Source organism: Thomasclavelia ramosa DSM 1402 (genome assembly GCF_014131695.1).
Classification (GTDB): domain Bacteria; phylum Bacillota_I; class Bacilli_A; order Erysipelotrichales; family Coprobacillaceae; genus Thomasclavelia; species Thomasclavelia ramosa.
Window position 1 is genome coordinate 1,232,525 of the sequence record NZ_CP036346.1, and the last position, 21,748, is coordinate 1,254,272.

A 21,748-nucleotide genomic window follows, 5' to 3' on the forward strand; every position below is an offset into this window, starting at 1 on the left:
TGAGGAAACATTATGGTTGAAAAGTTTGATATAGTAATCACACAACTTGGATTAGAGCGAACAATCCATGTATATTTACCAGAAGATTATTATGATAGTGATGAACAATATCCAGTGATGTATATGTTTGATGGACATAATTTATTTTATGACCATGATGCTACTTATGGAAAATCGTGGGGACTAAAGGAATTTCTTGATACCTATGATAAAAAGTTGATTATTGTAGGAATTGAATGTAATCATGAAGGACAAAAACGCTTAAGTGAATATTGTCCCTATCAAATAGAAAGTAAATATTTTGGTCATCTCAATGGACAAGGAAAGATATTGATGGATTGGGTTGTTAACGAATTAAAGATTCTCGTCGATCAAAAGTATCGCACTTATCTGTTTCGTGAATGCACAGGCATTGCTGGAAGTTCAATGGGGGGATTAATGGCGTTTTATACTGTTATTTATTACAATAAGTATTTTTCAAAAGCAGCTTGTATATCGCCATCGATTTCAATGTGTATGGAAGAATTGAAAAATGAATATACTCAAGCTAAAATCATGGAAGATACGCGGGTATACTTTAGTTTTGGAACTGATGAGGTCAAAGGGAAAAATGGGATTCAATGGATGTTGAATAATATCTTATATTTTAATGATAGACTGATTGAAAGTAATGCATCTAGTTATATAAATGTTGTGGAAAAAGGTCAGCATAATGAAGCATCCTGGCAGTTAGAAAATCAAATATATCTAGATTATTTATGGAAATAAAATATTTTTTTAGTGATTGCGATTGCAGATAAAATATATTAAATTAAGGTTATAGCTAAGCATGGTTGAAACCATGCTTTTATTTTTGATTTTACCTAATATGGCTTGTGTGATACAATTATTAAAGATACCAACAAACCAAACAGAAATAATCATTTATAGGGATAAAAAAATGAAACGAAAAAAGAGAAAATTTGCGATAAATGTAATGTCGTTAGCTGTAATACCGATACTGATTTTAGGAATGTTTGTAATCTTTATAACCTCAAGTTTAATTTATACTGCCTTAAAGGGCGAAGTTGCTAATAATCTTGAAGATTTGGCTAGAGTATCATATCAAGACTTTGACATGCAATATCCAGGTGATTATTACTTAAATAATAACCATTTATATAAGGGAACAGAAGATATTCAAAATGATTTTAATTTGGTGGATTTAATTAAAAATAATACCGGGGTCGATGCAACTTTGTTTTATCAAGATAAACGCATACTAACAACAATTCGTCAAGAAGATGGCAAAAGAGTTGTTGATACGATTGCACCAGATGAAGTTATCGAAACAGTTTTAAATAATGATAAAGAATTTTTTTCAGATTCTGTTGTAATTAATGATAGTAGTTATTTTGGTTTTTACATGCCCGTAAAAAATACTGATCAGCACGTCGTTGGAATGCTTTTTATGGGGCGTCCACGTGCTGATGTTATGAATCATATTATGCATAATATTTATCTTGTTTCTCTTTCAATCGTTACAATTATGATAATTGCAATTATTGTATCTTATTATTATAGTAAAAAAACGATTTTTGCTTTAAATACAACAAAACATTTTTTAGGAGCAGTAGCAAATGGAGATTTGACGACTGAAATAGATCCATATGTATTACAGCGTCATGATGAAATTGGTGATATGGGGCGTTTTGCGGTTATGATGAAAGAGTCTCTTAGTGATTTAGTTGGAAAAGATCCGTTAACGGGATTACATAATCGCCATAGTTGTGATGTGGTTTTAGCGAGTTTAATTCAGCGTGTAAAACAAAAGAACACTTCTTTTGCAGTGGCAATGGGAGATGTTGATTTTTTTAAATATGTTAATGATACATATGGTCATCAAGCAGGTGATGAAACTTTACGTCAACTTGCTAAAGTTATTTCGACCCATATGGAACACCTGGGATTTGTATTTAGATGGGGTGGTGAAGAATTTGTCTTGATCTATGAAGATATGGATCGGTATCAGGCTTTTAAGCATTTAGAAATCTTACAAGAACAGATTTATCAAGAGAGTATTTATTGGAAAGATGACAAAGTTAAGATTACAATGACATTTGGCTTAGCGGATTCTAATGAATACAATGATCTTGATGAATTGATCAATTTAATTGATGATAATCTTTATCGAGGGAAAAAAGAAGGTCGTAACCGAATTGTTTTTAATACTTTAAAATAGAAATTAAAACATGACCGTTAAGATAATTTTAACGGTTTTTTAGATAAAGATTTCTAATTGAGAAAATATCTTTAATGTTTCAAAAGATTAGATACAATAGAACTATAAACTTTATTAAAGGTATGAGGTATGAAAAATGATAAAATTAATTGTATCAGATATGGATGGAACACTATTGGCGCATGATTCATCAATTTCAAAGGGAAATATTGAAGCAATTAGGTATGCTCAAAGTAAAGGAGTGCAATTTGCAATTGCTACCGGGCGTGATTATTCAAGCCTTAAGGGGATATTAGAGGCACATGATTTAAAATGTTTTAGCATTTTAGGAAATGGAGCACAATTTTGTAATGAAAATGGAGAAATTTTATCAAGTGCATATTTTCCTAAAAAATGTTTTAAACAAGTTTTACAAATATTTGATGAACTAAAGATTCATTATATGATTTTTACTGCGAATGGTTTTTATTCAACAGCTGAGCCAAATGTTGTTCGTGATGCTTTTATTGATCGCTGTGTTGTTCAGTTCAAGCGCAAACGAGAGGACTACTTAGATGATGGCTGTAATCAAGATATGGCGTGTATGAAGTTAAAAAAAATAGGTGACTTAGATGATTTTATTAATTCTTCAATTGATATTATTAAGGTTGAAGCATTTAATAATGATGTATCATTAATTGAAAAAGCTAAAGAAAAACTTCAGGAAATTGATGGGATAGCTTATTTATCATCATTTGATGATAATATTGAAGTTACCGATAAGGCAGCTCAAAAAGGATTGATTTTGGAAAATGTTATTGAAGAATTAGGTTATTCAAAAGATGAAGTAATGGTTTTAGGTGACGGTCTCAATGATATTACATTATTTGAGCGGTTTAAGTATTCTTTTGCGCCAGGTAATGCTAATGAGACAATTAAAGCAATGGCTTATCAGGTAGTTGGAGCATGTGAAGAAGACGGTGTTTCCCAAGCAATCTATATGATGTTATAATAAAGAGGATTGATAAGATCTTCTTTTTTTGATGGGAGGAATTTAATGATAGAAATTAAATTTTTAAAAAGTACGGATGAATATTGGGATACAATGATTGACTATGTTCAAAATTGTTCTTGGCGTGCTGGTAAATCTTTGGCTAATAAAATGAAGACAGGGTATTTTACTAAATGGCAGTGTGTAGTTGGGGTTTGGTATGATAATAAAATTGTTGGTTTTTCGACTTTTGTTGAAAGTGATAGTATAGATAATAGTGGCTATCAGCCTTTTATTGGCTATATCTATGTGAATCCGAATTACCGTGGTCAACGTTTAAGTGAAGTGATGATTAAAGAAATTATTGTATGTGCAAGAAAAATGGGTTTTAAAAAAATATATATACATAGTAGTGAATTTGGTTTATATGAAAAATTTGGATTTAAAATAATTGATTGTGGAAAAACGTGTTCGGGAAGATATGAAAATATTTATGAAAGGAAGATTGCTTAATGATTTTGTATTTTAGCGGGACTGGAAATAGCCGATATATTGCAGAGGTAATTAATTCAGTGATTGAAGATAAATTAGTTTCTATCAATGAATGTTTAAAAAATAATTTAATTGTTTCATTAGAGCAGCAGTATATTATTGTTTGCCCTACATATGCGTGGCGTATTCCTCGGGTAGTGGAGCAATTTATTCGGACTAATCATTTTGTTTCGGGAACTAAAATTTATTTTATAATGACATGTGGTGGAGATATTGGAAATGCTGCTAAATATATTAACCGTTTATGTAATGAAAAAAATATGATTTTAATGGGAGTCGGAGAGATTGTTATGCCAGAAAATTTTATTACTATGTTTAAGGCACCAGAAAATCCAGAAGTGATTATTTCACATGGTGTAGAAACTGCACTTTTACTAGCAGCTGAAATCAAAGCAGGAAAATATTTTTTAGAAACTAAACCTACGTTTATAGGACGATTTAATAGTGGCATAGTCAATAGGCTTTTTTATCCAATGTTTGTTAGGGCTAAAGGATTTCATGTTGAAGATACTTGTATTGGTTGTGGTCAATGTATCCATGCTTGTCCATTAAAGAACATTAGTCTAGTTGATTCTAGACCTATTTGGGATGAACATTGTACACAGTGTATGGCATGTATCAGTATTTGTCCAAAAGCTGCAATTGAGTATAAAAATAAGACAAAGGGAAAAAGACGCTACTATCTTAAAGATAGTTATAATAAGGAAATTAAATGAAAATTGTAATTACTCCAGCTAAACGGATGAACGATAATATTGATTATATAGACGTAGAAAGTTTACCTGTTTTTTTGCCACAAACGGAGGAACTGCTAGGAATTCTTAAGACACTAAAAGTCGATGAAGTAAAAAAGATGTTAGGTTGCAATGATCAAATTGCTCAAATTGCATACTTGAATTATCAGATGATGGATCTAAAAAAGGACACAGTTCCAGCACTGCTAGCTTATGAAGGAATTCAATATACTAATACGGCAGCTCATGTTTTAACTGATGATGATTATGAATATACAAAACAACATTTACGCATCTTATCTGGATTTTATGGTATTTTAAGACCGTTCGATGGTGTTGTGCCATATCGTTTAGAATTAAATAATAAAGTAAAGACAGAAAAATTTAAAAGTTTATATGAGTTTTGGAACAGTCGAATTTATGATGAATTGACAAAAGATGATAATCAAATACTAGATCTTGGGGCAAAACAATATACTAAAATCATAAAAAAATATTTAACATCTAGCATAAAATATGTTAAATGCCACTTTAAAGAGGAGAGTGATGAAGGGTATAGGGAAATAGGTGTTTATGTAAAGATGGCAAGAGGACAAATGGTTCGTTATTTAATTGAAAATCGAATTGATTCATTTGAGGCAGTAAAACAATTTAATTATTTAGGTTATCAATATTGTGAAGCATTATCAGATGTGGAAACATATGTATTTATACGGAAAAAGGGGACATGATATGAAAACATTAATTAAAAATGGAATTGTGATTCTTGATGGAATTAAACGGCTTAATAACGGTGCGGTGATGATTGAAGGTGGAAAGATTACAGGTATTTATAAAGATTATGAAGGATTAGAAGCTGATAGTGTTATTGATGTTCAAAATAATTATATTATTCCTGGTCTTTTGGATACCCATACACATGGGGCGATGGGATATGATTTTAATAAGTATTCATCAAAGCAGGAGTTAGAAATAATCAGTGATAGCTTATTAGATGAGGGAGTTACTGGTTTTAACGCTAGTATTGTTTGTGAAAGCCATCACGACACATTGAATCTTTTACAAATGTATGAAGGAAATACCCCAGATAATTTAATTGGTGTTCATCTTGAAGGACCGTATTTAAATATTAAGAATAAAGGTGTAATGAAAGAAGAACATTTACGTTTAGTAAATTTTGATGAATTTAATCAGTATATTTCAACTTGCAGAAAAGTGAATGCAATGACAATTGCCCCCGAGCTGCCTAATGCTTTAGAATTAATCAATTATGCAAGTAACCATGGCTATGTGATGAATGTGGGGCATTCAAGTGCAAGTGCTAAAGAGGTAAAAAAGGCACAAGCATACGGTGCAAAAGGAATTACTCATCTTTATAACGCAATGTCACAGCATTTGCACCGTGATCCTGGAGTTGTAACTGGTGCAATTTTATCAGATTTAATGTGTGAGCTTATCGTGGATGGCTTTCATATTGATAAAGATGTTATTCGTGCGACATACAAAGCAATTGGAAAAGAGCGAATTATTTTGATTACTGATGCTAATCCCTGTAAGGGATTGCCAGATGGGCAATATCATTTTTCTGGTAAAGATATTGTAATTGTCGGGGGACATGCTACAGTCAAAGAAACTGGTAGAATTGCAGGAAGCACATTAGGGTTAAATGAAGCTTGTGCTAATATGATGCGTTATTGTGACTGTTCAATCGATGATGCCGTACTAATGGCGGCAGTTAATCCAGCTAAATTATATGGATTAAAGCAGGGGAAGATAGAAATTGGTTATCAGGGTGATATTGTTGTCATAGATAAAGAGTTTACAATCTTAGCAGTTATCAATCGGGGAATTATAAAAAGAAATAAGTTTATTTAAATATTTAGTGATTTAACTTGACTTTAAGAAGATATTTGATAGAATATTATTCGCGGCAACGTCTAGGATATACGAGTACTCGACGTATAGCTTGGAGTTAGCTAAGTTAAACAACAGGAGGATAATTAGAATGTTAACTAAAGCAGAAAAAACAGCTATTATGCAAAAATATGCTACTAAAGAAGGAGATACAGGATCTCCAGAAGTACAAATCGCAGTATTAACAGCAGATATCAACAAATTAAATGGACATTTCAAACAACATCCAAAAGATAATCATTCAAATAGAGGATTATTAAAAAAAGTTGGTAGAAGAAGAGATTTATTAAAATATTTAAAAAATAAAGATATTGAAAGATATTCTTCTTTATGTGAAAGTTTAGGTTTAAGAAAATAATTGGACGCTTTGGCGTCTTTTTTCTTTACAAAAAAGCTGAATTGAATTCAACTCAGCTTTTAAGAGAGGGTTCACCCTTATTTTGAATAAGCTTTTTTAATGATAATCATGTAGATAACCAAGAAATAACCAACAAAGAGTTGCTGATAAAGAATAAACATAAAAAACGCCATAGTCAAACATTCCGCCAATAAATTCACTAACAACAATTAATGTAAAAATCATTATCTTTAGATAATTGGAACTTTGCTGTTTTACTTTAAATAATTTTAGAATAGATTTAAATGAAGCAATAAAAAATATTATAAATAGACTCGCTCCAGCGATTCCAGTTGTTACAAGAGTTTCCAAAAAGACATTATGACTATGAACAACCTGGATTTGTTTGACAACATTACTGTTGGTCAGGTGCCTACCAATAGTTTGAAAATTACCGGCACCAATTCCTAAAATAGGGTTGGTTTGCCAAATTTCAATTGAAGTATTAAATAATTCAATACGTCCACTGCTGATCTGATTAATTTGATTTAAACTTGGCTGAAAATCTCCTTGAAAAAACAATTCAATTGATTCAATTACTTTATTAATTTGAAAACGGCTGCTTGTTTCGTGATGATTACCACTTAAATATGATAGACCGTTAGCGGTGATGATACTAGTAATGAAAATAATGATAGAAAGACCTAAAGAAAATAGATATTTCTTTAACTTTGAATAATAACAATCTTTAAAAAAATAAGTATATATTAAACCAGTCAAAATGACAGCCAAAATAACTAGAGCTGCTCGGCATTGAGTCAAAATAATATATAATAGTTGGACAATGATATTTAGTTTATATAATCGTGGATGTGTATATTCGTTTTTTAATGCATAAAGTGCTAATAAAATAGTAATTGCACTCAAAAAGGCTGCAGGATTACAATTAAAATATACACCAAATAATCGATTTCCTACTAATCCGATTGGCCATCCATTTTGAATTTTCGAGAATTTAAATAAATACATTATTAAAGAACAGATTCCAGCTAGACCGGTTAATAGGTTGGTCAGAGGAATAATACTTTTTAATTCATCGTAGATATTGTTTGATGAAAAACTTTTTTGATTCCCGTAGATCAAAAAAAAGATCATTAGCTGTAAAAGTGCAATTAAATATGATTTTAAATTACTATATGGATTGATCGCTGTTGCAAGGAACAAAATCAGGCCATAGGTAATAATTAAAATAAATTTAATATCATGGTAATTAATTTGTTTTTGATAAAAGTCCCATCCAATGATAAGTCCTCCCCATCCAATCATGATAAATAACAAAATATTAAGATTGAAACCTAGGTAACCTAGGGCAAGTGTATTGATAAAAGCATAAATAATAAATGCTAATTTAAAATATTTTCTTGATAATAGATAAGTCTGCATAATCCCCCTCCATGATATTCATTCTAACAAAATATTGATATTAATACTACTTTAATTTGTTTGCTGCGATTTGCTTATTACAATAACTATTAAAATAGTTAAAGATAGTGTATAATTAATGAAGAATATTTAGAAATGAGGGACTTTATGAAGAATATTACATTGGTTATTATGGCGGCCGGAATTGGTAGTCGTTTTGGAGGTGGCATTAAACAATTGGCACCAGTAGGACCAAATGGTGAAATAATCATGGATTATTCCATTTATGATGCTAAAAAGGCAGGTTTTAATAAAGTAGTTTTCGTTATTCGTAAGGATTTAGAAGCAGAATTTGATGCTGTGATTGGATCACGAATCAAACAAATTATTGATGTTGAATATGTTTTTCAAGAACTAGATAATATTCCTGACGAATACCAAGAAACATTTAAACAAAGAACAAAACCATGGGGAACAGGGCAGGCAATTTTATGTTGCAAGGATGTAATTAATGAACCATTTTTAGTTATTAATGCTGATGACTATTATGGTAAACAGGCATACGAAGAAGCTTATAAATACTTAAATGAAAATCATGATAATACGGCTAAACAACAGATTGCGATGGTTAGTTTTGTACTTAAAAATACTTTGAGTGATAATGGTGGTGTAACACGTGGGGTGTGCACGGTTGATCAAAACAATCATCTTTGTGATATTGTTGAGACACATAATATTGAAAAAGGTGATAATTGTGCATTTGTTAAAAAAGAAAATCAAATTATTGAACTTGATCTCGAGGTACCGGTATCAATGAATATGTGGGCTCTACAACCAGAAATATTTGATATTTTAGATTCTAAGTTCAAATTGTTTTTATCTCAATTAGAGAATGATAATTTTAAAGATGAGTATCTATTACCAACTATTATAGGTTCACTATTAAAAGAAAATCAGGTTGAAGTGACTGTGTTAAAATCGTTAGATAATTGGTTTGGAGTTACATATAAAGAAGATAAACAAACAGTTATTGAAAGTATTCAAAAATTAACAGCTGTCGGTGTTTATCCACAAAAATTATTTTAATAGAAACCGAAGGAAGATGTGGGTATCTTCCTTTTGTCTTTCATCAGCATATACTCTTTGGTATAATTAATAATGATATGAAAAACGGGGAAAGTCGAATGGAACAAATTAAATTAATTGAAAAATTATTAGAAATAAGGAAATATAAGGAAATTAAAGAAATCTTAAAAGAAATGAACGATGTGGATGTTGCCGAAATGCTCGAAGGTTTTTCTGATGAAAATATGATACGTATATTTAGATTATTGCCAAAAGATGATGCTGCAGATATTTTTGCATATATGTCAAGCGACAGAGAACATGCGTTAATAGATTCGTTAACCAATAAAGAGTTAGAGAATATTATTAATGATCTTTATTCAGATGACGTAATGGAACTTCTTGAAGAGTTACCCGCTAATGTTGTGAAGCGAATTATTGCTGCTTCCAATCCTGAGACTCGTCGTGATATAAATCATTTATTACGCTATCCTGAAGATTCTGCAGGTAGTAATATGAATATCGATTTTGTTGATTTACGTGCAGATATGACAGTTAAGGAAGCGATTGCACGAATTAGACGTATTGGAGTAGATAAAGAAACAATCAATACTTGTTATGTAATCGATAATTTTCGTCATCTTTTGGGAATTGTTACTTTGAGAAAGTTAGTTTTATCATCACAAAGTGCTTTGATTGAGGAGATTATGAACGATAATCTTATTACAGTTCATACGATGGAGGATCAAGAGGATGTAGCACATGATTTTCAAAAATATGACTTAACTTCAATGCCTGTGGTTGATAATGAAAATCGTTTAGTTGGAATCATTACAGTTGATGATATTGTTGATATCATGCAGGAAGAAACAACTGAAGATATCGAAAAAATGGCCGCAATGGTACCGTCAGACAAGCCTTATATTAAAAATGGCCCGTTTGAAACATTTAAAAAAAGAATACCGTGGCTTTTGTTATTAATGATTTCAGCTTCTATTACTGGAAAAATCATTCAAGGATTTGAGCATGCTTTAGCGGGCTCTGTGATTTTAACGGCTTTTATTCCAATGTTAATGGATACTGGTGGTAATTCAGGTTCGCAAGCCTCTGTCTCAATTATTCGGGCTTTGTCACTAGATGAAATCAAACATAGTGATATCGTCAAAATTGTTTTTAAAGAATTTAGAGTTGCAATTTTAGTTGGGGTTACTTTAGCAGCATGTAATTTTATTAAAATGATGATTATTGATCATGTTTCAATCATGATAGCTGCTGTAGTTTGTCTAACTTTGATAGTTACTGTAATCATTGCTAAAATCGTTGGCTGCACTTTACCAATTTTAGCTGATAAATTAGGCTTTGATCCCGCTGTGATGGCTAGCCCGTTTATCACTACGATCGTTGATGCTTTGTCATTGTTGATCTATTTTACGATTGCTACTAATTTATTAAATTTATAAAGTCTCTGGAAGATTCCAGAGACTAGTTTTTATTTACAAGAATCATTATTGCGTAGATCTTGTAATGCTTCAATAGCACAACAGGCTTTTTCTTTTAATGCGTTTTCTAGTTCCTTTACAGTACCAATTGTCTGTGCTGCTGATTCATTGATTGCAATTAATTCATCGATACATTTAGCTAAACATACTGCTTTTTTAATTTTTTCACTTTCAGCACATAAAATTGCAGCTAAGGCACCTTCTTGCATTGCAACTGATTGTAAAACAGCCGCTAAGGCACAACGTTCATCAACGCAACAACCTTCAATACAGCAATTGTCCATGCAGCAGTCATCGATACAAAAATCTCGATTACATGAATTCATGGGTTTCATCTCCTTCCATACTATAAGATATGCAAGGGGAATAGATTGTTAGTGGCTTATGTCTTGAAAAACAAAAAGAGCGTGATAACAACGCTCTTATATATTTATTCAACTGTTACTGATTTAGCTAAATTACGAGGTTTATCAACATCGCAACCTTTAAGTTTAGCGGCATAATAACTGATTAACTGCAGTGGGATTGCAACTAATACTGCTTGTAAAATTGGATTTACATCGGGCATGTAATAAGTTTCATCAACATTTCCAACCTCTTCACCGGTTAATGTAAATAAAATGACTTTTGCTCCTCGAGCAATTGTTTCTTGAATATTGCTAATTGTTTTTGAAGCTATATGTGGTTGTGTAGCAACTGCAATTACTACACTGCCTTCTTCAATCAAAGCAATTGGACCATGCTTTAATTCACCAGCAATATAAGCATCAGCATGGATATATGATACTTCTTTTAGTTTTAAAGCACCCTCTAGGACGGAAGCATAATCTAAACTTCGCCCAATATAGTAGGCATCTTTTTGATTTTTTAAATAGTTCGCATATTTTTCAAATAGTGGTTCATCTTTTAAAATATTTTCGATTTGTTTAGGCAATTTAGCAATTCCGTTAATAATGTCTTTATAGATATCATTTTCTTTTCCTAGGGTCTGTGCAACATACATTGCTAATAATAATAAGACAATAACTTGCGTAGTATAGGCTTTAGTACTTGCTACAGCAATTTCTGGTCCTGCACAAGTATAAATTGTTGCTTCAGCTTCACGCGAGATAGTTGAACCAAGAACATTAGCTACGGCAATCGTAGTACAACCTTTATTTTTTGCTAAACGTAAAGCAGCCATGGTATCTGCAGTTTCACCCGATTGTGAGACAAAAATACACAGAGTTTTTTCATCAATGATAGGGTCACCATATCTAAATTCTGAAGCGGCTTGGGTAAAAGTAGGAATACCAGTTAAGCGTTCCATAATATTGGCTCCTGAAAGGCAAGCATGATATGCAGTTCCGCAAGCGACAAAATATACTTTATTAAAAGTTGTAAAACGTTCTTTCAATATTTCTAGTTCAGGCAAAATAATTCGATCATTACCTTCAACTCGGCCTCTTAAAGTTTCACTAATAGCATATGGCTGTTCGTGAATTTCTTTTAACATGAAAGTATCGTAACCGCCTTTTTGAGCTGCTTCATTATCATAAGGGATATGTGTAATTTCTTTTTGAATTTCGTTGCCTTCAGCGTCATAGAAAGTTATTTTATTTTTACATAATTTAGCAATTTCAAAATCATCAATAAAATAGACATCTTTGGTGTAGTCTAATAAAGCAGGAATATCACTTGCCCCAAAACTTGCACAGTCACTTGTCCCTAATACTAATGGACTGTCTTTTTTAGTTACATAAACTACATCCGGCTCTAAAGTAGAAACAATGCATAAAGCGTAACTTCCATCAATGTGAGTAATGACCTTTTTTAATGCTTTCAGCATATCACCATCATAGTAAGAATCTAGTAGATGGACGACAACTTCACTATCTGTTTCGCTATGGAATTTATACCCCTTAGCTACTAGTTGTTCCTTTAATTCTCGATAATTTTCAATGATTCCATTATGCACTAGTGAAATAGTGTTTTTATTATTGGTATGGGGATGAGAATTAAGGTTAGATGGGACTCCATGAGTTGCCCAGCGAGTGTGACCAATTCCGACACAGCCAATTGGAGTATCTTGATCTAGTCGATCTATGAGATTTTGCAATCTTCCTTTCGTTTTAATCGTGAAAAGTTTATCTTTATCTACAAGGGTTACACCAGCTGAATCATAGCCACGATACTCTAATTTAGAAAGTCCTTGAAGTAAGAATGGTAAAGCTTCTTCTTTACCGGAAAACGCAGTAATTCCACACATAAAAATTCCTCCATAGTTTTGATTATTCAATTGTTATTATGTTATCAATGGAGGATACCGAATGAATTTGTTTAATGATTACCCATTATTTTTGTTCATTGTTTAGGTAGTATCATACCTCTAGACCATCCGCCGAATATTTCGATAAGTCTAGCCCTCGTCAACTAATTACTTAGTCCTGGCGCTATTTTGTATTTCTGTCTCCTTAATAACAGTTGCTATTATATACAAATAAAATTAAAAAAGCAACCCATATTATAATATGAAGTATTTGATAATAGATGCAAAGAAATAAAGCATAAATAATTAGTTTTATTATTTACATTGACTCATTTCCTGATAATTTTTAATTATTTTATGAATAAATTAAAAAAAATTGTAAAAAATAAAAGTGATTTTCCAAGTTTAGGAGTAAATGATAATAGGAGGGATAAATTATGAGTGTACATGAAAATTTAATTGAAATAAGTAAATCATTAGAGAATTTAGAAGAAACAGGTATTTATGACGTTGAAAAATACAGCTGTTCATTGAAACATTTGACAAATCAACTAGAATATTTTTATTGTCATTTAGTTAAAGAAAATGGACGTGATATTGACAGTACATATTATCATCTTTCTAATCGACCACAAGTTCATCAATTAGCATATTTCAATATCGGACGTGGTTTCCCTAAAGAATTAATGGATGGGCACTGGTGTTATATTTTAAAGGATCTTGGCTATAAAATGCTGATTATTCCATGTACTTCTATAAAAGGAACAAGTGCTAATCCAGAATTTGAAATGGATATTGAAGTGATGATGTCGGGCGTAAAGACTAAAAGTCGTTTACAGTTGAGTGAGATACGTTGCGTTGATATGCAGCGGCTTGATTTAAGAAAGACATTTTGTGATGTTTTGAGCAGTCATGATGATATTATAAAGTATGTAAAAGAGCATTTGTTAAAATAAAAATAGCCTAACAAGTAGGCTAATAAACTAAAATGAGTAGAGTTATCAAAAGTAATATACAACAAAATAACAGCGCACATTGTCCAAAAATATTAATTAAACCTGTAGCAATAATGGCTCCAATGATAAAAAAGAAGATAATAATCAAATAGCGAAAACAATGATGTAACGCATCTTTATCATGAGCGAATAAATATGCTGATAGTTTTTGACCGGCAGATCTCAAATTCCCAGTACACATTGTCGAGGCATACGGTAAACCATTAGTTGTTCTAAATGTATTTACTTGTAAAGAACAAACTAGACCAATTGTTACGTTGCAAACACTATAGGGAATCTCTTTAGGGATGAATGCAATGATCGTCAGAATAATAATTTCAATAATTAAGATTAAATGTTGCCATTCAACATATTGGACATTACTTAAACGATGCTTAATGTATTCACTAATAACAATACCTAAAAAGAAAGCTGATATTGGTAATAAATAATATAAAGCACCTAAATAGTTTTGCTCAGCGATTTTAAGTCCCATAAGAACCATGTTTCCAGTTTGGGCATTAGCAAAAACATTGCCTTTTAGAAGATAGGTATAAATATCTAAAAAGCCCCCAACGATAGCAAGCAAGATTCCTGTTAAAAGTGATTCATGAATCGTTGCTTTTAAAAAATTTTTAATTTTCATCACGTTAAAACATGTAGCAGGAATGCTACATGTTTATTTTATAAGTTTAGTAGACGTTTTGTATCGCGAGCAATTACTAATTCTTCATTAGTTGGGATAACGAATACTTTTACTTTTGAATTAGGAGTACTAATTAAACGATCTCCTTGACCATTAACATTTGCATCTTCATCAAGTTCGATACCTAAAGCATCTTTTAATAAATCACAAATTCCTTTTCTTGCAAAGAATGAATTTTCACCAATTCCTGCAGTAAAGCAAATTGCATCAACACCACCTAATGCAATAAAATAACGACCAATATAAGCAATAACACGACGATAGAAAATATCGATTGCAAGTTGAGCTCTTTCATTACCTTCTAAAGCAGCATTTTGAACATCTCTAAAATCACTTGACACACCAGAAATACCAAGTAGTCCAGATTCTTTATTTAACATCGTAATAACTTCTTTCATGTCCATTCCAACTTCTTCAATCAAATAATCGATTACAGAAGGATCGACGTCACCACTACGAGTTCCCATCATAATTCCTGCAAGTGGAGTGAATCCCATTGAAGTATTTACTGATTTACCGTCTTTAACAGCTGTTAAAGATCCACCAGCTCCTAAATGAGCCACAATAACTTTGGAATGTTCAGGATTTCCAAGCATTTCGATTGCTCGTTGAGAAACATAGAAATGACTAGTTCCGTGAGCACCATATTTACGTACTTTATAGTCTGTATAATATTTATATGGAATTGGATAAATATAGCATTTAGGATCTAAAGTTTGGTGAAAAGCAGTATCAAATACAGCTACAGCTCCAGCTTCAGGGATTGCTTCCTTAAATGCATAATATCCAGTTAAATGAGCGGGATTATGTAATGGTGCTAATGATTTTAATTCGTCAATTTTACTAACAACATCTTCATCAATGATTGCTGAAGAATCAAAGTATGATCCCCCTTGAACGACACGATGCCCAACACCTTTGATTTCATTTAACTCTTTTACAATTCCTTTTTCAATTAAAGTATCTAATAAAAGTTGTACTGCAACTTTATGATCTTTAATTGGGTTAGTTGTAACAGTCTTTTTTCCTTGATATTTAATCGTAAAGATTGAATCTTCTAATCCAATTCTTTCGATTACTCCAGATGTAATTACAGATTCGTCATCCATTTCAAATAATTGAAACTTTAATGAAGAACTACCTGCATTTACAGAAATAATTTTTGCCATTTTATAAAGCCTCCTTAATCTATCGTCATTATATCATCATTTTGTAAAATTTCTAGATAAAAGCATTACGTTTATTAATTTTAATATAGATTTTTTTAATCATTGGATAAAAAGAATACAAATTATTATTAATAGGTAGATTTTTAACTTTAAAGTTAGATAAAATATAAAAATATTTTTTATAAATGTTGTATTGTCGAAATATTGAACGAGTTTAGGCAATACTGCACTTGTAGAAGAAATAATTTATTATAAAGGAGAAGATTATGGAAAACAAAGTGTATGGTTATGCAAGAGTTTCAACAAGAGAACAAAATGAGGATCGGCAAATGATTGCCTTGGAGAATTATCCAATGTCAAGGAAACAAATTTATCTTGATAAATTAAGCGGGAAAGATTTTAATCGGCCGCAATATCAAAAATTATTAAGGAAAATTCGTGCTGGAGATACAATCGTTATTAAATCAATCGATCGGTTGGGACGTGATTATGAAGAAATACAAAACCAATGGCGTAAAATCACTAAAGAAAAAAATGTAAATATTGTTGTTTTGGATATGCCATTATTAGATACACGGAGTACTGGTGATAATTTAACGGGAACATTCGTGGCAGACTTGGTTCTACAGATTCTTTCTTACGTTGCTCAAACAGAGCGTGAAAATATTCGTCAGCGTCAAAGAGAAGGGATTGAAGCAGCACGAATGCGTGGTGTGAGATTTGGACGCCCTCGCAAAGAAATTCCCGAAAATTTTGAAATTTTGAAGCATCAATGGCAACAAAATTTAATTGCTTCACGGCAGGCTGCTAAAGAATTAGGCGTTTCACAGGATACTTTTTTAAGATGGGCTCATGGAAAATAACATTAGTACATTTATTTGTCCTTAAAAGGTAGAGATTATCAAGCATCTATTATGCGGTCAAAATTCGTAATAAAATATTATAAAATAACAAATTTCACACTATAAAAACATATATATTATTTTAATACATTTGAACGATATTGTCTGATTTATCGTTCTCTATATGCAATAAAAGCATATGAATTTCGGTATATGCGTTTAGGGAGAGAAACGCATATATTTTATTTTAGAAAAGGAGAAAAGCGATGGGTCTACTTGAAAAAATAGCCGATATTATGCAGTGTACCTATATTTCTGATTTAAGAGGAAGATTATCGCTTGACCATGAACAGTTACAGTTTTTAAATGAATTAAGAGCTGAAACATACGCTTTGTCTGAATGGCAAGAAGCAGTAAGGTATATTACTGGTAATTTAGATTCTTTTAATTCGGCAGCAGAAGGAAAAAACATCTTATTGGATTACTATATTAAAAAAGAAGCTACAGAAATATCAATAAAATGATTTTTTTCTTGATATTATAATAAGATAATCTATAATAGTATACGAGCCAGGGGTGCAAAATTGCTGAGAAGGGCATAAGCCTGATCCCTTATCATCTGAACTGGGTAATGCCAGCGTAGAGAGAGCAAATTTAAAATTGTTTGCTTTTTTGCGTTCGCAAAGAAGCATTTTTTAATTTTGTTAGGCTCTTTCATAAGGAAGGGGAAAAACAAATATGAAAAACAAAACATTTAAGATTACAACCAAAACAATTGCTTATATGGCGATGTTTATGGCTTTACAAGTAGTTTTAGAATTAGCTTTTAAAGTCGTTCCGGGACAGCCTCAGGGAGGAAGTATTACGCTGTCATTAGTACCGATCCTATTAGCCTCATATTTATTAGGTGGATATTACGGTATTGTTGTTGGAGCCTGCTGCTGTGGACTGCATTTTGTTTTAGGGTTGGCTACATATTGGGGGCCATGGTCATTATTTTTAGATTATTTAATTCCACTAGCTGTAATTGGTATAGCATCATTTTTTAAAAACTTTGAGATTAAAGGTCATGTAGTTTATCCTGGAATTATTGTTGTAATGATTCTTAAGTTTATCTCACATTATTTATCTGGAGCATGGCTGTTTGGAGCATATGCTCCTGAGGGAATGAATCCATGGTGGTATTCATTTGGTTATAATTTAGCCTATTGCCTACCAACTTTAATTATTTGCTACATCGGATTTGCCTTAATATATCCACGATTAAATAATTCGATTAAACTGTAAAAGAAAAGTAGCTTGCTACTTTTCTTTTCTTCTGTCTTTAAAAAGGATAGTAATTTGTGTATAATAGTACTGTTATAAAGAGAGGTAGTAAAAGATGTCAGATTCTCTGGTAGGAAAAAAAGTATTAATTCACTGTTATAAGCACGATGGAAGTATTCATCGATGCTGGGCCAAAGGATTCATCTTAGATGAAAATGATGATCATTTTATTGCAATCAATAATCGCACCTTAGTAACTGAATCTGATGGTCGAATGTGGCATACAAGAGAGCCTGCCATCTGTTATTTTCCTAAAAATAAGTGGTACAATGTGATTTGTATGATTCGTAAAACAGGAGTTTATTATTATTGTAATATTGCTTCACCAACTTTATATGATGGTGAGGCATTGAAATATATTGATTATGATTTAGATTTAAAAGTATTCCCAGATAATAACTATCGGGTTTTAGATGAAGAAGAGTATAAGCAACATGCTAAACAGATGAATTATTCAAAAGAATTGGATAGAATATTAAAAAAACAATTAGAACTGCTAATTGATTTAGCAACGAAACGTGAAGGACCGTTTAGTGAAGATTTTACGAAACATTGGTATCATGTATATGAAGATTTGACACAAGGATAGGAGAATACAATGGAAAAAGTAATTAAAGTAAATAACCTTGAAGAAACGATTGCTTTGGGTAATCGTTTAGGCTTGTTATTACAACCAAATATGCTATTGACTTTAAGTGGCGACTTAGGAGCCGGGAAGACGACCTTTACCAAAGGAATTGGTCAAGGATTAGGGATTACCAAGGTTATTAATAGTCCTACTTTTACCATTTTAAAACAATATCAAGGTCGCTTGAATTTGTCACATTTTGATGCTTATCGTTTAGAAGGACAGGATGATGATTTAGGATTTGAAGAAATTTTTGATAGTGATGATGTTTGTGTTGTTGAATGGGCTAATTTTATTGAAGATATTTTACCGGTAGACCGTTTAACAATTGAAATAAAAAAAATTGATGAAAATATTCGCGAATTTGTCTTTAAAACAAATAGTGAAAAATACGCTCAAGTTGTGGAGGCTTTAACATGAAGACAATTGTAATGGATACATCAAATGCTTATTTAGTTATTGGCTTATACGAAGATGATCAATGTATTGATAAGTATCAAGCAGATGGAAATCGGCGGCAATCTGAGTACGCTTTAACACATCTTGATGAAATGTTGAAAAAACATCATTGGGAAGTTTTAAATGTGGATGAAATGATAATTACGATTGGTCCTGGTTCTTATACTGGTCAACGGGTCGCTTTGACGATTGCCAAAACTTTGGCAGCAATTTCAAAAATAAAAATCAAGGCAGTTTCTTCGTTACATGGTTATGCTGGAGCTTCTAAGGCAATCAGTGTAATTGATGCTCGAAGCAAAAAGATTTTTGTTGGGGTATATGAGCATAATCAGGCCATAATTGATGATCAAATCATGTTGATTGATGATTTTGCTAATTTTAAAGAACAATATCCTGATTTTCAAGTGATTGGTGATAGTGATTTAGTCGGAATTAACAAAGTTAAACTCGATTTAAGTGATTGTATTTATCAAGCTGGTAAAAGTGTTGATTATTGTCAAAATATTGATAATCTTGTTCCTCATTATTTAAAAGATGTTGAGGCGAAAAAAATATGTTAATCAGACGGATGGATTTAGGTGATATTGAAGAAGTTGTAAAGTTAGAGCATGATTTATTTAGTTCGCCATGGAATGAAGAAGCTTTTAAATATGAATTAGAAAAAAATGCTTTTTCATCAATTTTGATTTTGGAAGATAATAATATAATTGTTGGTTATATAGGAATGTGGACACTAGGAGACCAAACTCAAATAACAACTATCGGTGTTAGAAAAGAGTTCCAAGGAAAAGGCTATGCTAAAATATTAATGACTAAATGTGATGAAATTACAAAGCATTTAGGCTATTCGAATATTAATTTAGAAGTCCGAGTTTCTAATACTAAAGCAATTAGTTTATATCAAAAATGTGGCTTTAAAATTGCCGCAACAAGAAAAAATTACTATCAGGATAATCATGAAGATGCGTATTTGATGGTAAAAGAAATGGAGGAATAACGGTGTCACTTATTTTAGCAATTGAATCAAGTTGTGATGAGATGGCTATGGCAATCTTAAAAGATGAACGAGAATTTCTTAGTAGTGTCGTGGCCTCACAGATTGATGTTCATGCGATGTATGGTGGAGTAGTGCCAGAAATTGCAAGTAGGAAACATGTTGAATGTGTTTCGCTAGTATTAAAAGAAACTTTGAATAAGGCTAACGTTACGATTGATGAAATTGATGCTATTGCGGTAACTAAAGGACCGGGGTTAGTTGGGTCTTTGCATATCGGTTTACAGGCCGCTAAAACGATTGCAATGGCTTATCATAAGCCATTGATTGGAGTACATCATATTGCTGGACATATTTATGCCAATAACTATGTTCAAAATATTATCTATCCAAGTCTTTGTTTAGTTGTTAGTGGTGGTCATAGTGAACTTGTCTTATTAAAAGCTCCTTTTAAATTTGAAGTAATTGGGCAAACCCTTGATGATGCTGTTGGAGAAGCATATGATAAAGTGGGACGAGTTTTAAATTTACCATATCCCGGGGGACCTATAATCGATAAAATGGCTGCTAAAGGTAATCATACTTATAATTTACCAGTGCCTTTGGATGATGAAAGCTATAATTTTAGTTTTAGTGGATTAAAATCTGCTGTAATTAATTTAAATCATAAAGCGATGCAGCGAAATGAAGAAATCAATCAAGAAGATTTAGCTGCCTCTTTTCAAGATGTGGTTTTATCGGTTTTAGTCAATAAAACAATACGTGCTACTAAAGAATATGGTATTAAACAAGTATTAATGGCAGGAGGCGTGAGTGCTAATCGTGGATTGCGAAATGCGATGGGTGAAGCGGTTGGCCAATTAGATGGAGTAGAATTATTATTACCGCCAATGAGTTGTTGTACTGATAACGCAATGATGATTGCTTTAGCAGCAAAACAGATGTACGATTTGAAATTATTTAGTGATTTGTCATTAGGGATTAAGCCAAATTTAGATTTAGAAAATGAATCGGTTAGCGGGGGAAATCAAAATGGATAAAAAAATATCAAACGCTACAATGTCTCGTTATCCTGTTTATCTTAAAGCTTTAAGAAAAATGCAGCATGAAGGTAAAGAAAATTGTTTATCAAGCGAATTATCTAGTTTAACAGGTATTCAAGATACGACGATTCGTAGAGATTTTACTTATTTATCAAAGACAGATAATTTTGGCCAACGTGGTAAAGGTTATGATGTAAAACATTTAATTGACGGATTAAGTGAGGTATTAGGATTAGGACTAGACGAATCAATTATTTTGATTGGTATCGGAAATCTTGGTAGTGCAATTTTAAAATATAACCGTTGGCAATATACAGTGGGAAAAATTGTCTGCGGCTATGATCAAGATAAAAATAAAGAGGGAGAGCGTTTTGGTGTTAAACTCTATAATATTGATGATTTAGAAAAAACTTTTCCTAAAGACTGTAAAATTGCAATCTTGGCTATTTCTGAAAACGTTCAACCAACAGTTGATCGTTTAATGGATTTAGGAATTAAAGGTATCGTTGATTTTACACATACACATTTTACAGTTCGTGAAGGAGTCGAGGTACAACAGGTAGATGTTGTTGTAGCAATTCAAGAATTAGTTATTAAGATGGATTCAAATCGTCAATAATACTT

25 protein-coding genes and 1 riboswitch are annotated in these 21,748 nt (G+C 31.8%); of the genes, 20 read left to right on the top strand and 5 right to left on the bottom strand.

The window, feature by feature from the left end; all coding sequences use genetic code 11:
• Positions 1–12: 12 nt before the first annotated feature.
• From EYR00_RS05850 to rpsO, 8 genes are all read left to right on the top strand, one after another.
• Positions 13–768 (top strand): alpha/beta hydrolase, encoded by a 756-nt coding sequence (locus EYR00_RS05850; RefSeq protein ID WP_003537889.1) that lies wholly within the window; start codon positions 13–15, stop codon positions 766–768.
• 172 nt (positions 769–940) lie between these two features.
• On the top strand, positions 941–2,221 hold the full coding sequence (locus EYR00_RS05855; protein ID WP_227166737.1) for a sensor domain-containing diguanylate cyclase: 1,281 nt from the start codon (positions 941–943) through the stop codon (positions 2,219–2,221).
• A 136-nt stretch (positions 2,222–2,357) separates the two neighbouring features.
• Positions 2,358–3,212, top strand: coding sequence for a Cof-type HAD-IIB family hydrolase (locus tag EYR00_RS05860; RefSeq protein WP_003537891.1), 855 nt, complete (start codon positions 2,358–2,360; stop codon positions 3,210–3,212).
• Positions 3,213–3,257: 45 nt separating this feature from the next.
• Positions 3,258–3,704: a GNAT family N-acetyltransferase gene (locus EYR00_RS05865; protein WP_003537892.1), complete on the top strand. Its 447-nt coding sequence runs from the start codon at positions 3,258–3,260 to the stop codon at positions 3,702–3,704.
• On the top strand, positions 3,704–4,459 hold the full coding sequence (locus tag EYR00_RS05870; protein ID WP_003537894.1) for an EFR1 family ferrodoxin: 756 nt from the start codon (positions 3,704–3,706) through the stop codon (positions 4,457–4,459). Before EYR00_RS05865 ends, EYR00_RS05870 begins: the two co-directional genes overlap by 1 nt.
• Positions 4,456–5,208 (top strand): peroxide stress protein YaaA, encoded by a 753-nt coding sequence (gene yaaA / locus EYR00_RS05875; RefSeq protein ID WP_003537895.1) that lies wholly within the window; start codon positions 4,456–4,458, stop codon positions 5,206–5,208. Before EYR00_RS05870 ends, yaaA begins: the two co-directional genes overlap by 4 nt.
• Positions 5,168–6,352 (top strand): N-acetylglucosamine-6-phosphate deacetylase, encoded by a 1,185-nt coding sequence (gene nagA, locus EYR00_RS05880; protein WP_003537896.1) that lies wholly within the window; start codon positions 5,168–5,170, stop codon positions 6,350–6,352. The genes yaaA and nagA overlap by 41 nt, the downstream gene beginning before the upstream one ends.
• 130 nt (positions 6,353–6,482) lie before the next feature.
• A complete protein-coding gene (gene rpsO / locus EYR00_RS05885) occupies positions 6,483–6,749 on the top strand; it encodes a 30S ribosomal protein S15 (RefSeq protein ID WP_008792986.1) in 267 nt (88 codons plus the stop codon).
• A 96-nt stretch (positions 6,750–6,845) separates the two neighbouring features.
• Here rpsO and EYR00_RS05890 read toward each other — a convergent pair whose 3' ends face one another.
• Positions 6,846–8,171 (bottom strand): O-antigen ligase family protein, encoded by a 1,326-nt coding sequence (locus tag EYR00_RS05890; RefSeq protein WP_003537898.1) that lies wholly within the window; start codon positions 8,169–8,171, stop codon positions 6,846–6,848.
• A 147-nt stretch (positions 8,172–8,318) separates the two neighbouring features.
• On the opposite strand from EYR00_RS05890, the gene EYR00_RS05895 reads away from it, so the two are divergent.
• Both EYR00_RS05895 and mgtE read left to right on the top strand, forming a co-directional pair.
• Positions 8,319–9,236: a nucleotidyltransferase family protein gene (locus tag EYR00_RS05895; protein ID WP_003537899.1), complete on the top strand. Its 918-nt coding sequence runs from the start codon at positions 8,319–8,321 to the stop codon at positions 9,234–9,236.
• A 98-nt stretch (positions 9,237–9,334) separates the two neighbouring features.
• Positions 9,335–10,675, top strand: coding sequence for a magnesium transporter (gene mgtE, locus EYR00_RS05900; RefSeq protein WP_009009358.1), 1,341 nt, complete (start codon positions 9,335–9,337; stop codon positions 10,673–10,675).
• 29 nt (positions 10,676–10,704) lie between these two features.
• Here the strand turns inward: mgtE and EYR00_RS05905 are convergent, their stop codons facing one another.
• Both EYR00_RS05905 and glmS read right to left on the bottom strand, forming a co-directional pair.
• Positions 10,705–11,040, bottom strand: coding sequence for an alpha-helical endospore appendage domain-containing protein (locus tag EYR00_RS05905; protein WP_008792989.1), 336 nt, complete (start codon positions 11,038–11,040; stop codon positions 10,705–10,707).
• 104 nt (positions 11,041–11,144) lie between these two features.
• Positions 11,145–12,962 carry a glutamine--fructose-6-phosphate transaminase (isomerizing) gene (gene glmS, locus EYR00_RS05910; protein WP_003537902.1) on the bottom strand — a complete coding sequence of 606 codons (1,818 nt, stop codon included), beginning with the start codon at positions 12,960–12,962 and terminating at the stop codon, positions 11,145–11,147.
• 437 nt (positions 12,963–13,399) lie between these two features.
• Between glmS and EYR00_RS05915 the strand changes: the two genes are divergently transcribed.
• On the top strand, positions 13,400–13,918 hold the full coding sequence (locus EYR00_RS05915) for a hypothetical protein (RefSeq protein WP_003537905.1): 519 nt from the start codon (positions 13,400–13,402) through the stop codon (positions 13,916–13,918).
• Between the two features lie 19 nt (positions 13,919–13,937).
• On the opposite strand, the gene EYR00_RS05920 is transcribed toward EYR00_RS05915, so the two are convergent.
• Complete coding sequence (locus tag EYR00_RS05920) at positions 13,938–14,603, bottom strand: YoaK family protein (RefSeq protein WP_003537906.1); 666 nt, start codon at positions 14,601–14,603, stop codon at positions 13,938–13,940.
• Between the two features lie 38 nt (positions 14,604–14,641).
• On the bottom strand, positions 14,642–15,832 hold the full coding sequence (locus EYR00_RS05925) for an acetate/propionate family kinase (protein ID WP_003537907.1): 1,191 nt from the start codon (positions 15,830–15,832) through the stop codon (positions 14,642–14,644).
• Positions 15,833–16,098: 266 nt separating this feature from the next.
• On the opposite strand from EYR00_RS05925, the gene EYR00_RS05930 reads away from it, so the two are divergent.
• From EYR00_RS05930 to EYR00_RS05970, 9 genes are all read left to right on the top strand, one after another.
• A complete protein-coding gene (locus tag EYR00_RS05930) occupies positions 16,099–16,695 on the top strand; it encodes a recombinase family protein (protein ID WP_003537908.1) in 597 nt (198 codons plus the stop codon).
• Positions 16,696–16,940: 245 nt separating this feature from the next.
• Positions 16,941–17,198 carry a hypothetical protein gene (locus EYR00_RS05935; RefSeq protein ID WP_003537909.1) on the top strand — a complete coding sequence of 86 codons (258 nt, stop codon included), beginning with the start codon at positions 16,941–16,943 and terminating at the stop codon, positions 17,196–17,198.
• Between the two features lie 38 nt (positions 17,199–17,236).
• Positions 17,237–17,338: riboswitch (TPP riboswitch) on the top strand.
• Between the two features lie 74 nt (positions 17,339–17,412).
• Positions 17,413–17,961, top strand: coding sequence for an energy-coupled thiamine transporter ThiT (locus tag EYR00_RS05940; protein WP_003537911.1), 549 nt, complete (start codon positions 17,413–17,415; stop codon positions 17,959–17,961).
• A 94-nt stretch (positions 17,962–18,055) separates the two neighbouring features.
• Positions 18,056–18,589 (top strand): DUF402 domain-containing protein, encoded by a 534-nt coding sequence (locus tag EYR00_RS05945; protein ID WP_003537913.1) that lies wholly within the window; start codon positions 18,056–18,058, stop codon positions 18,587–18,589.
• Positions 18,590–18,598: 9 nt separating this feature from the next.
• Positions 18,599–19,048 (top strand): tRNA (adenosine(37)-N6)-threonylcarbamoyltransferase complex ATPase subunit type 1 TsaE, encoded by a 450-nt coding sequence (gene tsaE, locus EYR00_RS05950; RefSeq protein ID WP_003537914.1) that lies wholly within the window; start codon positions 18,599–18,601, stop codon positions 19,046–19,048.
• Positions 19,045–19,647, top strand: coding sequence for a tRNA (adenosine(37)-N6)-threonylcarbamoyltransferase complex dimerization subunit type 1 TsaB (tsaB, locus tag EYR00_RS05955; RefSeq protein WP_003537915.1), 603 nt, complete (start codon positions 19,045–19,047; stop codon positions 19,645–19,647). Before tsaE ends, tsaB begins: the two co-directional genes overlap by 4 nt.
• Complete coding sequence (gene rimI, locus EYR00_RS05960; protein ID WP_003537916.1) at positions 19,641–20,084, top strand: ribosomal protein S18-alanine N-acetyltransferase; 444 nt, start codon at positions 19,641–19,643, stop codon at positions 20,082–20,084. The genes tsaB and rimI overlap by 7 nt, the downstream gene beginning before the upstream one ends.
• Before the next feature lie 2 nt (positions 20,085–20,086).
• Positions 20,087–21,121 (top strand): tRNA (adenosine(37)-N6)-threonylcarbamoyltransferase complex transferase subunit TsaD, encoded by a 1,035-nt coding sequence (gene tsaD, locus EYR00_RS05965; RefSeq protein WP_003537917.1) that lies wholly within the window; start codon positions 20,087–20,089, stop codon positions 21,119–21,121.
• Positions 21,114–21,743, top strand: coding sequence for a redox-sensing transcriptional repressor Rex (locus tag EYR00_RS05970; RefSeq protein WP_003537918.1), 630 nt, complete (start codon positions 21,114–21,116; stop codon positions 21,741–21,743). Before tsaD ends, EYR00_RS05970 begins: the two co-directional genes overlap by 8 nt.
• Positions 21,744–21,748: the final 5 nt, after the last annotated feature.

Bases quoted from the DNA above. Each gene is read 5' to 3' on its own strand.
- EYR00_RS05850 (WP_003537889.1), top strand. From the start codon at position 13: ATGGTTGAAAAGTTTGATATAGTAATCACACAACTTGGATTAGAGCGA.
- EYR00_RS05855 (WP_227166737.1), top strand. From the start codon at position 941: ATGAAACGAAAAAAGAGAAAATTTGCGATAAATGTAATGTCGTTAGCT.
- EYR00_RS05860 (WP_003537891.1), top strand. From the start codon at position 2,358: ATGATAAAATTAATTGTATCAGATATGGATGGAACACTATTGGCGCAT.
- EYR00_RS05865 (WP_003537892.1), top strand. From the start codon at position 3,258: ATGATAGAAATTAAATTTTTAAAAAGTACGGATGAATATTGGGATACA.
- EYR00_RS05870 (WP_003537894.1), top strand. From the start codon at position 3,704: ATGATTTTGTATTTTAGCGGGACTGGAAATAGCCGATATATTGCAGAG.
- yaaA (WP_003537895.1), top strand. From the start codon at position 4,456: ATGAAAATTGTAATTACTCCAGCTAAACGGATGAACGATAATATTGAT.
- nagA (WP_003537896.1), top strand. From the start codon at position 5,168: ATGTGGAAACATATGTATTTATACGGAAAAAGGGGACATGATATGAAA.
- rpsO (WP_008792986.1), top strand. From the start codon at position 6,483: ATGTTAACTAAAGCAGAAAAAACAGCTATTATGCAAAAATATGCTACT.
- EYR00_RS05890 (WP_003537898.1), bottom strand. From the start codon at position 8,171: ATGCAGACTTATCTATTATCAAGAAAATATTTTAAATTAGCATTTATT.
- EYR00_RS05895 (WP_003537899.1), top strand. From the start codon at position 8,319: ATGAAGAATATTACATTGGTTATTATGGCGGCCGGAATTGGTAGTCGT.
- mgtE (WP_009009358.1), top strand. From the start codon at position 9,335: ATGGAACAAATTAAATTAATTGAAAAATTATTAGAAATAAGGAAATAT.
- EYR00_RS05905 (WP_008792989.1), bottom strand. From the start codon at position 11,040: ATGAATTCATGTAATCGAGATTTTTGTATCGATGACTGCTGCATGGAC.
- glmS (WP_003537902.1), bottom strand. From the start codon at position 12,962: ATGTGTGGAATTACTGCGTTTTCCGGTAAAGAAGAAGCTTTACCATTC.
- EYR00_RS05915 (WP_003537905.1), top strand. From the start codon at position 13,400: ATGAGTGTACATGAAAATTTAATTGAAATAAGTAAATCATTAGAGAAT.
- EYR00_RS05920 (WP_003537906.1), bottom strand. From the start codon at position 14,603: ATGAAAATTAAAAATTTTTTAAAAGCAACGATTCATGAATCACTTTTA.
- EYR00_RS05925 (WP_003537907.1), bottom strand. From the start codon at position 15,832: ATGGCAAAAATTATTTCTGTAAATGCAGGTAGTTCTTCATTAAAGTTT.
- EYR00_RS05930 (WP_003537908.1), top strand. From the start codon at position 16,099: ATGGAAAACAAAGTGTATGGTTATGCAAGAGTTTCAACAAGAGAACAA.
- EYR00_RS05935 (WP_003537909.1), top strand. From the start codon at position 16,941: ATGGGTCTACTTGAAAAAATAGCCGATATTATGCAGTGTACCTATATT.
- EYR00_RS05940 (WP_003537911.1), top strand. From the start codon at position 17,413: ATGAAAAACAAAACATTTAAGATTACAACCAAAACAATTGCTTATATG.
- EYR00_RS05945 (WP_003537913.1), top strand. From the start codon at position 18,056: ATGTCAGATTCTCTGGTAGGAAAAAAAGTATTAATTCACTGTTATAAG.
- tsaE (WP_003537914.1), top strand. From the start codon at position 18,599: ATGGAAAAAGTAATTAAAGTAAATAACCTTGAAGAAACGATTGCTTTG.
- tsaB (WP_003537915.1), top strand. From the start codon at position 19,045: ATGAAGACAATTGTAATGGATACATCAAATGCTTATTTAGTTATTGGC.
- rimI (WP_003537916.1), top strand. From the start codon at position 19,641: ATGTTAATCAGACGGATGGATTTAGGTGATATTGAAGAAGTTGTAAAG.
- EYR00_RS05970 (WP_003537918.1), top strand. From the start codon at position 21,114: ATGGATAAAAAAATATCAAACGCTACAATGTCTCGTTATCCTGTTTAT.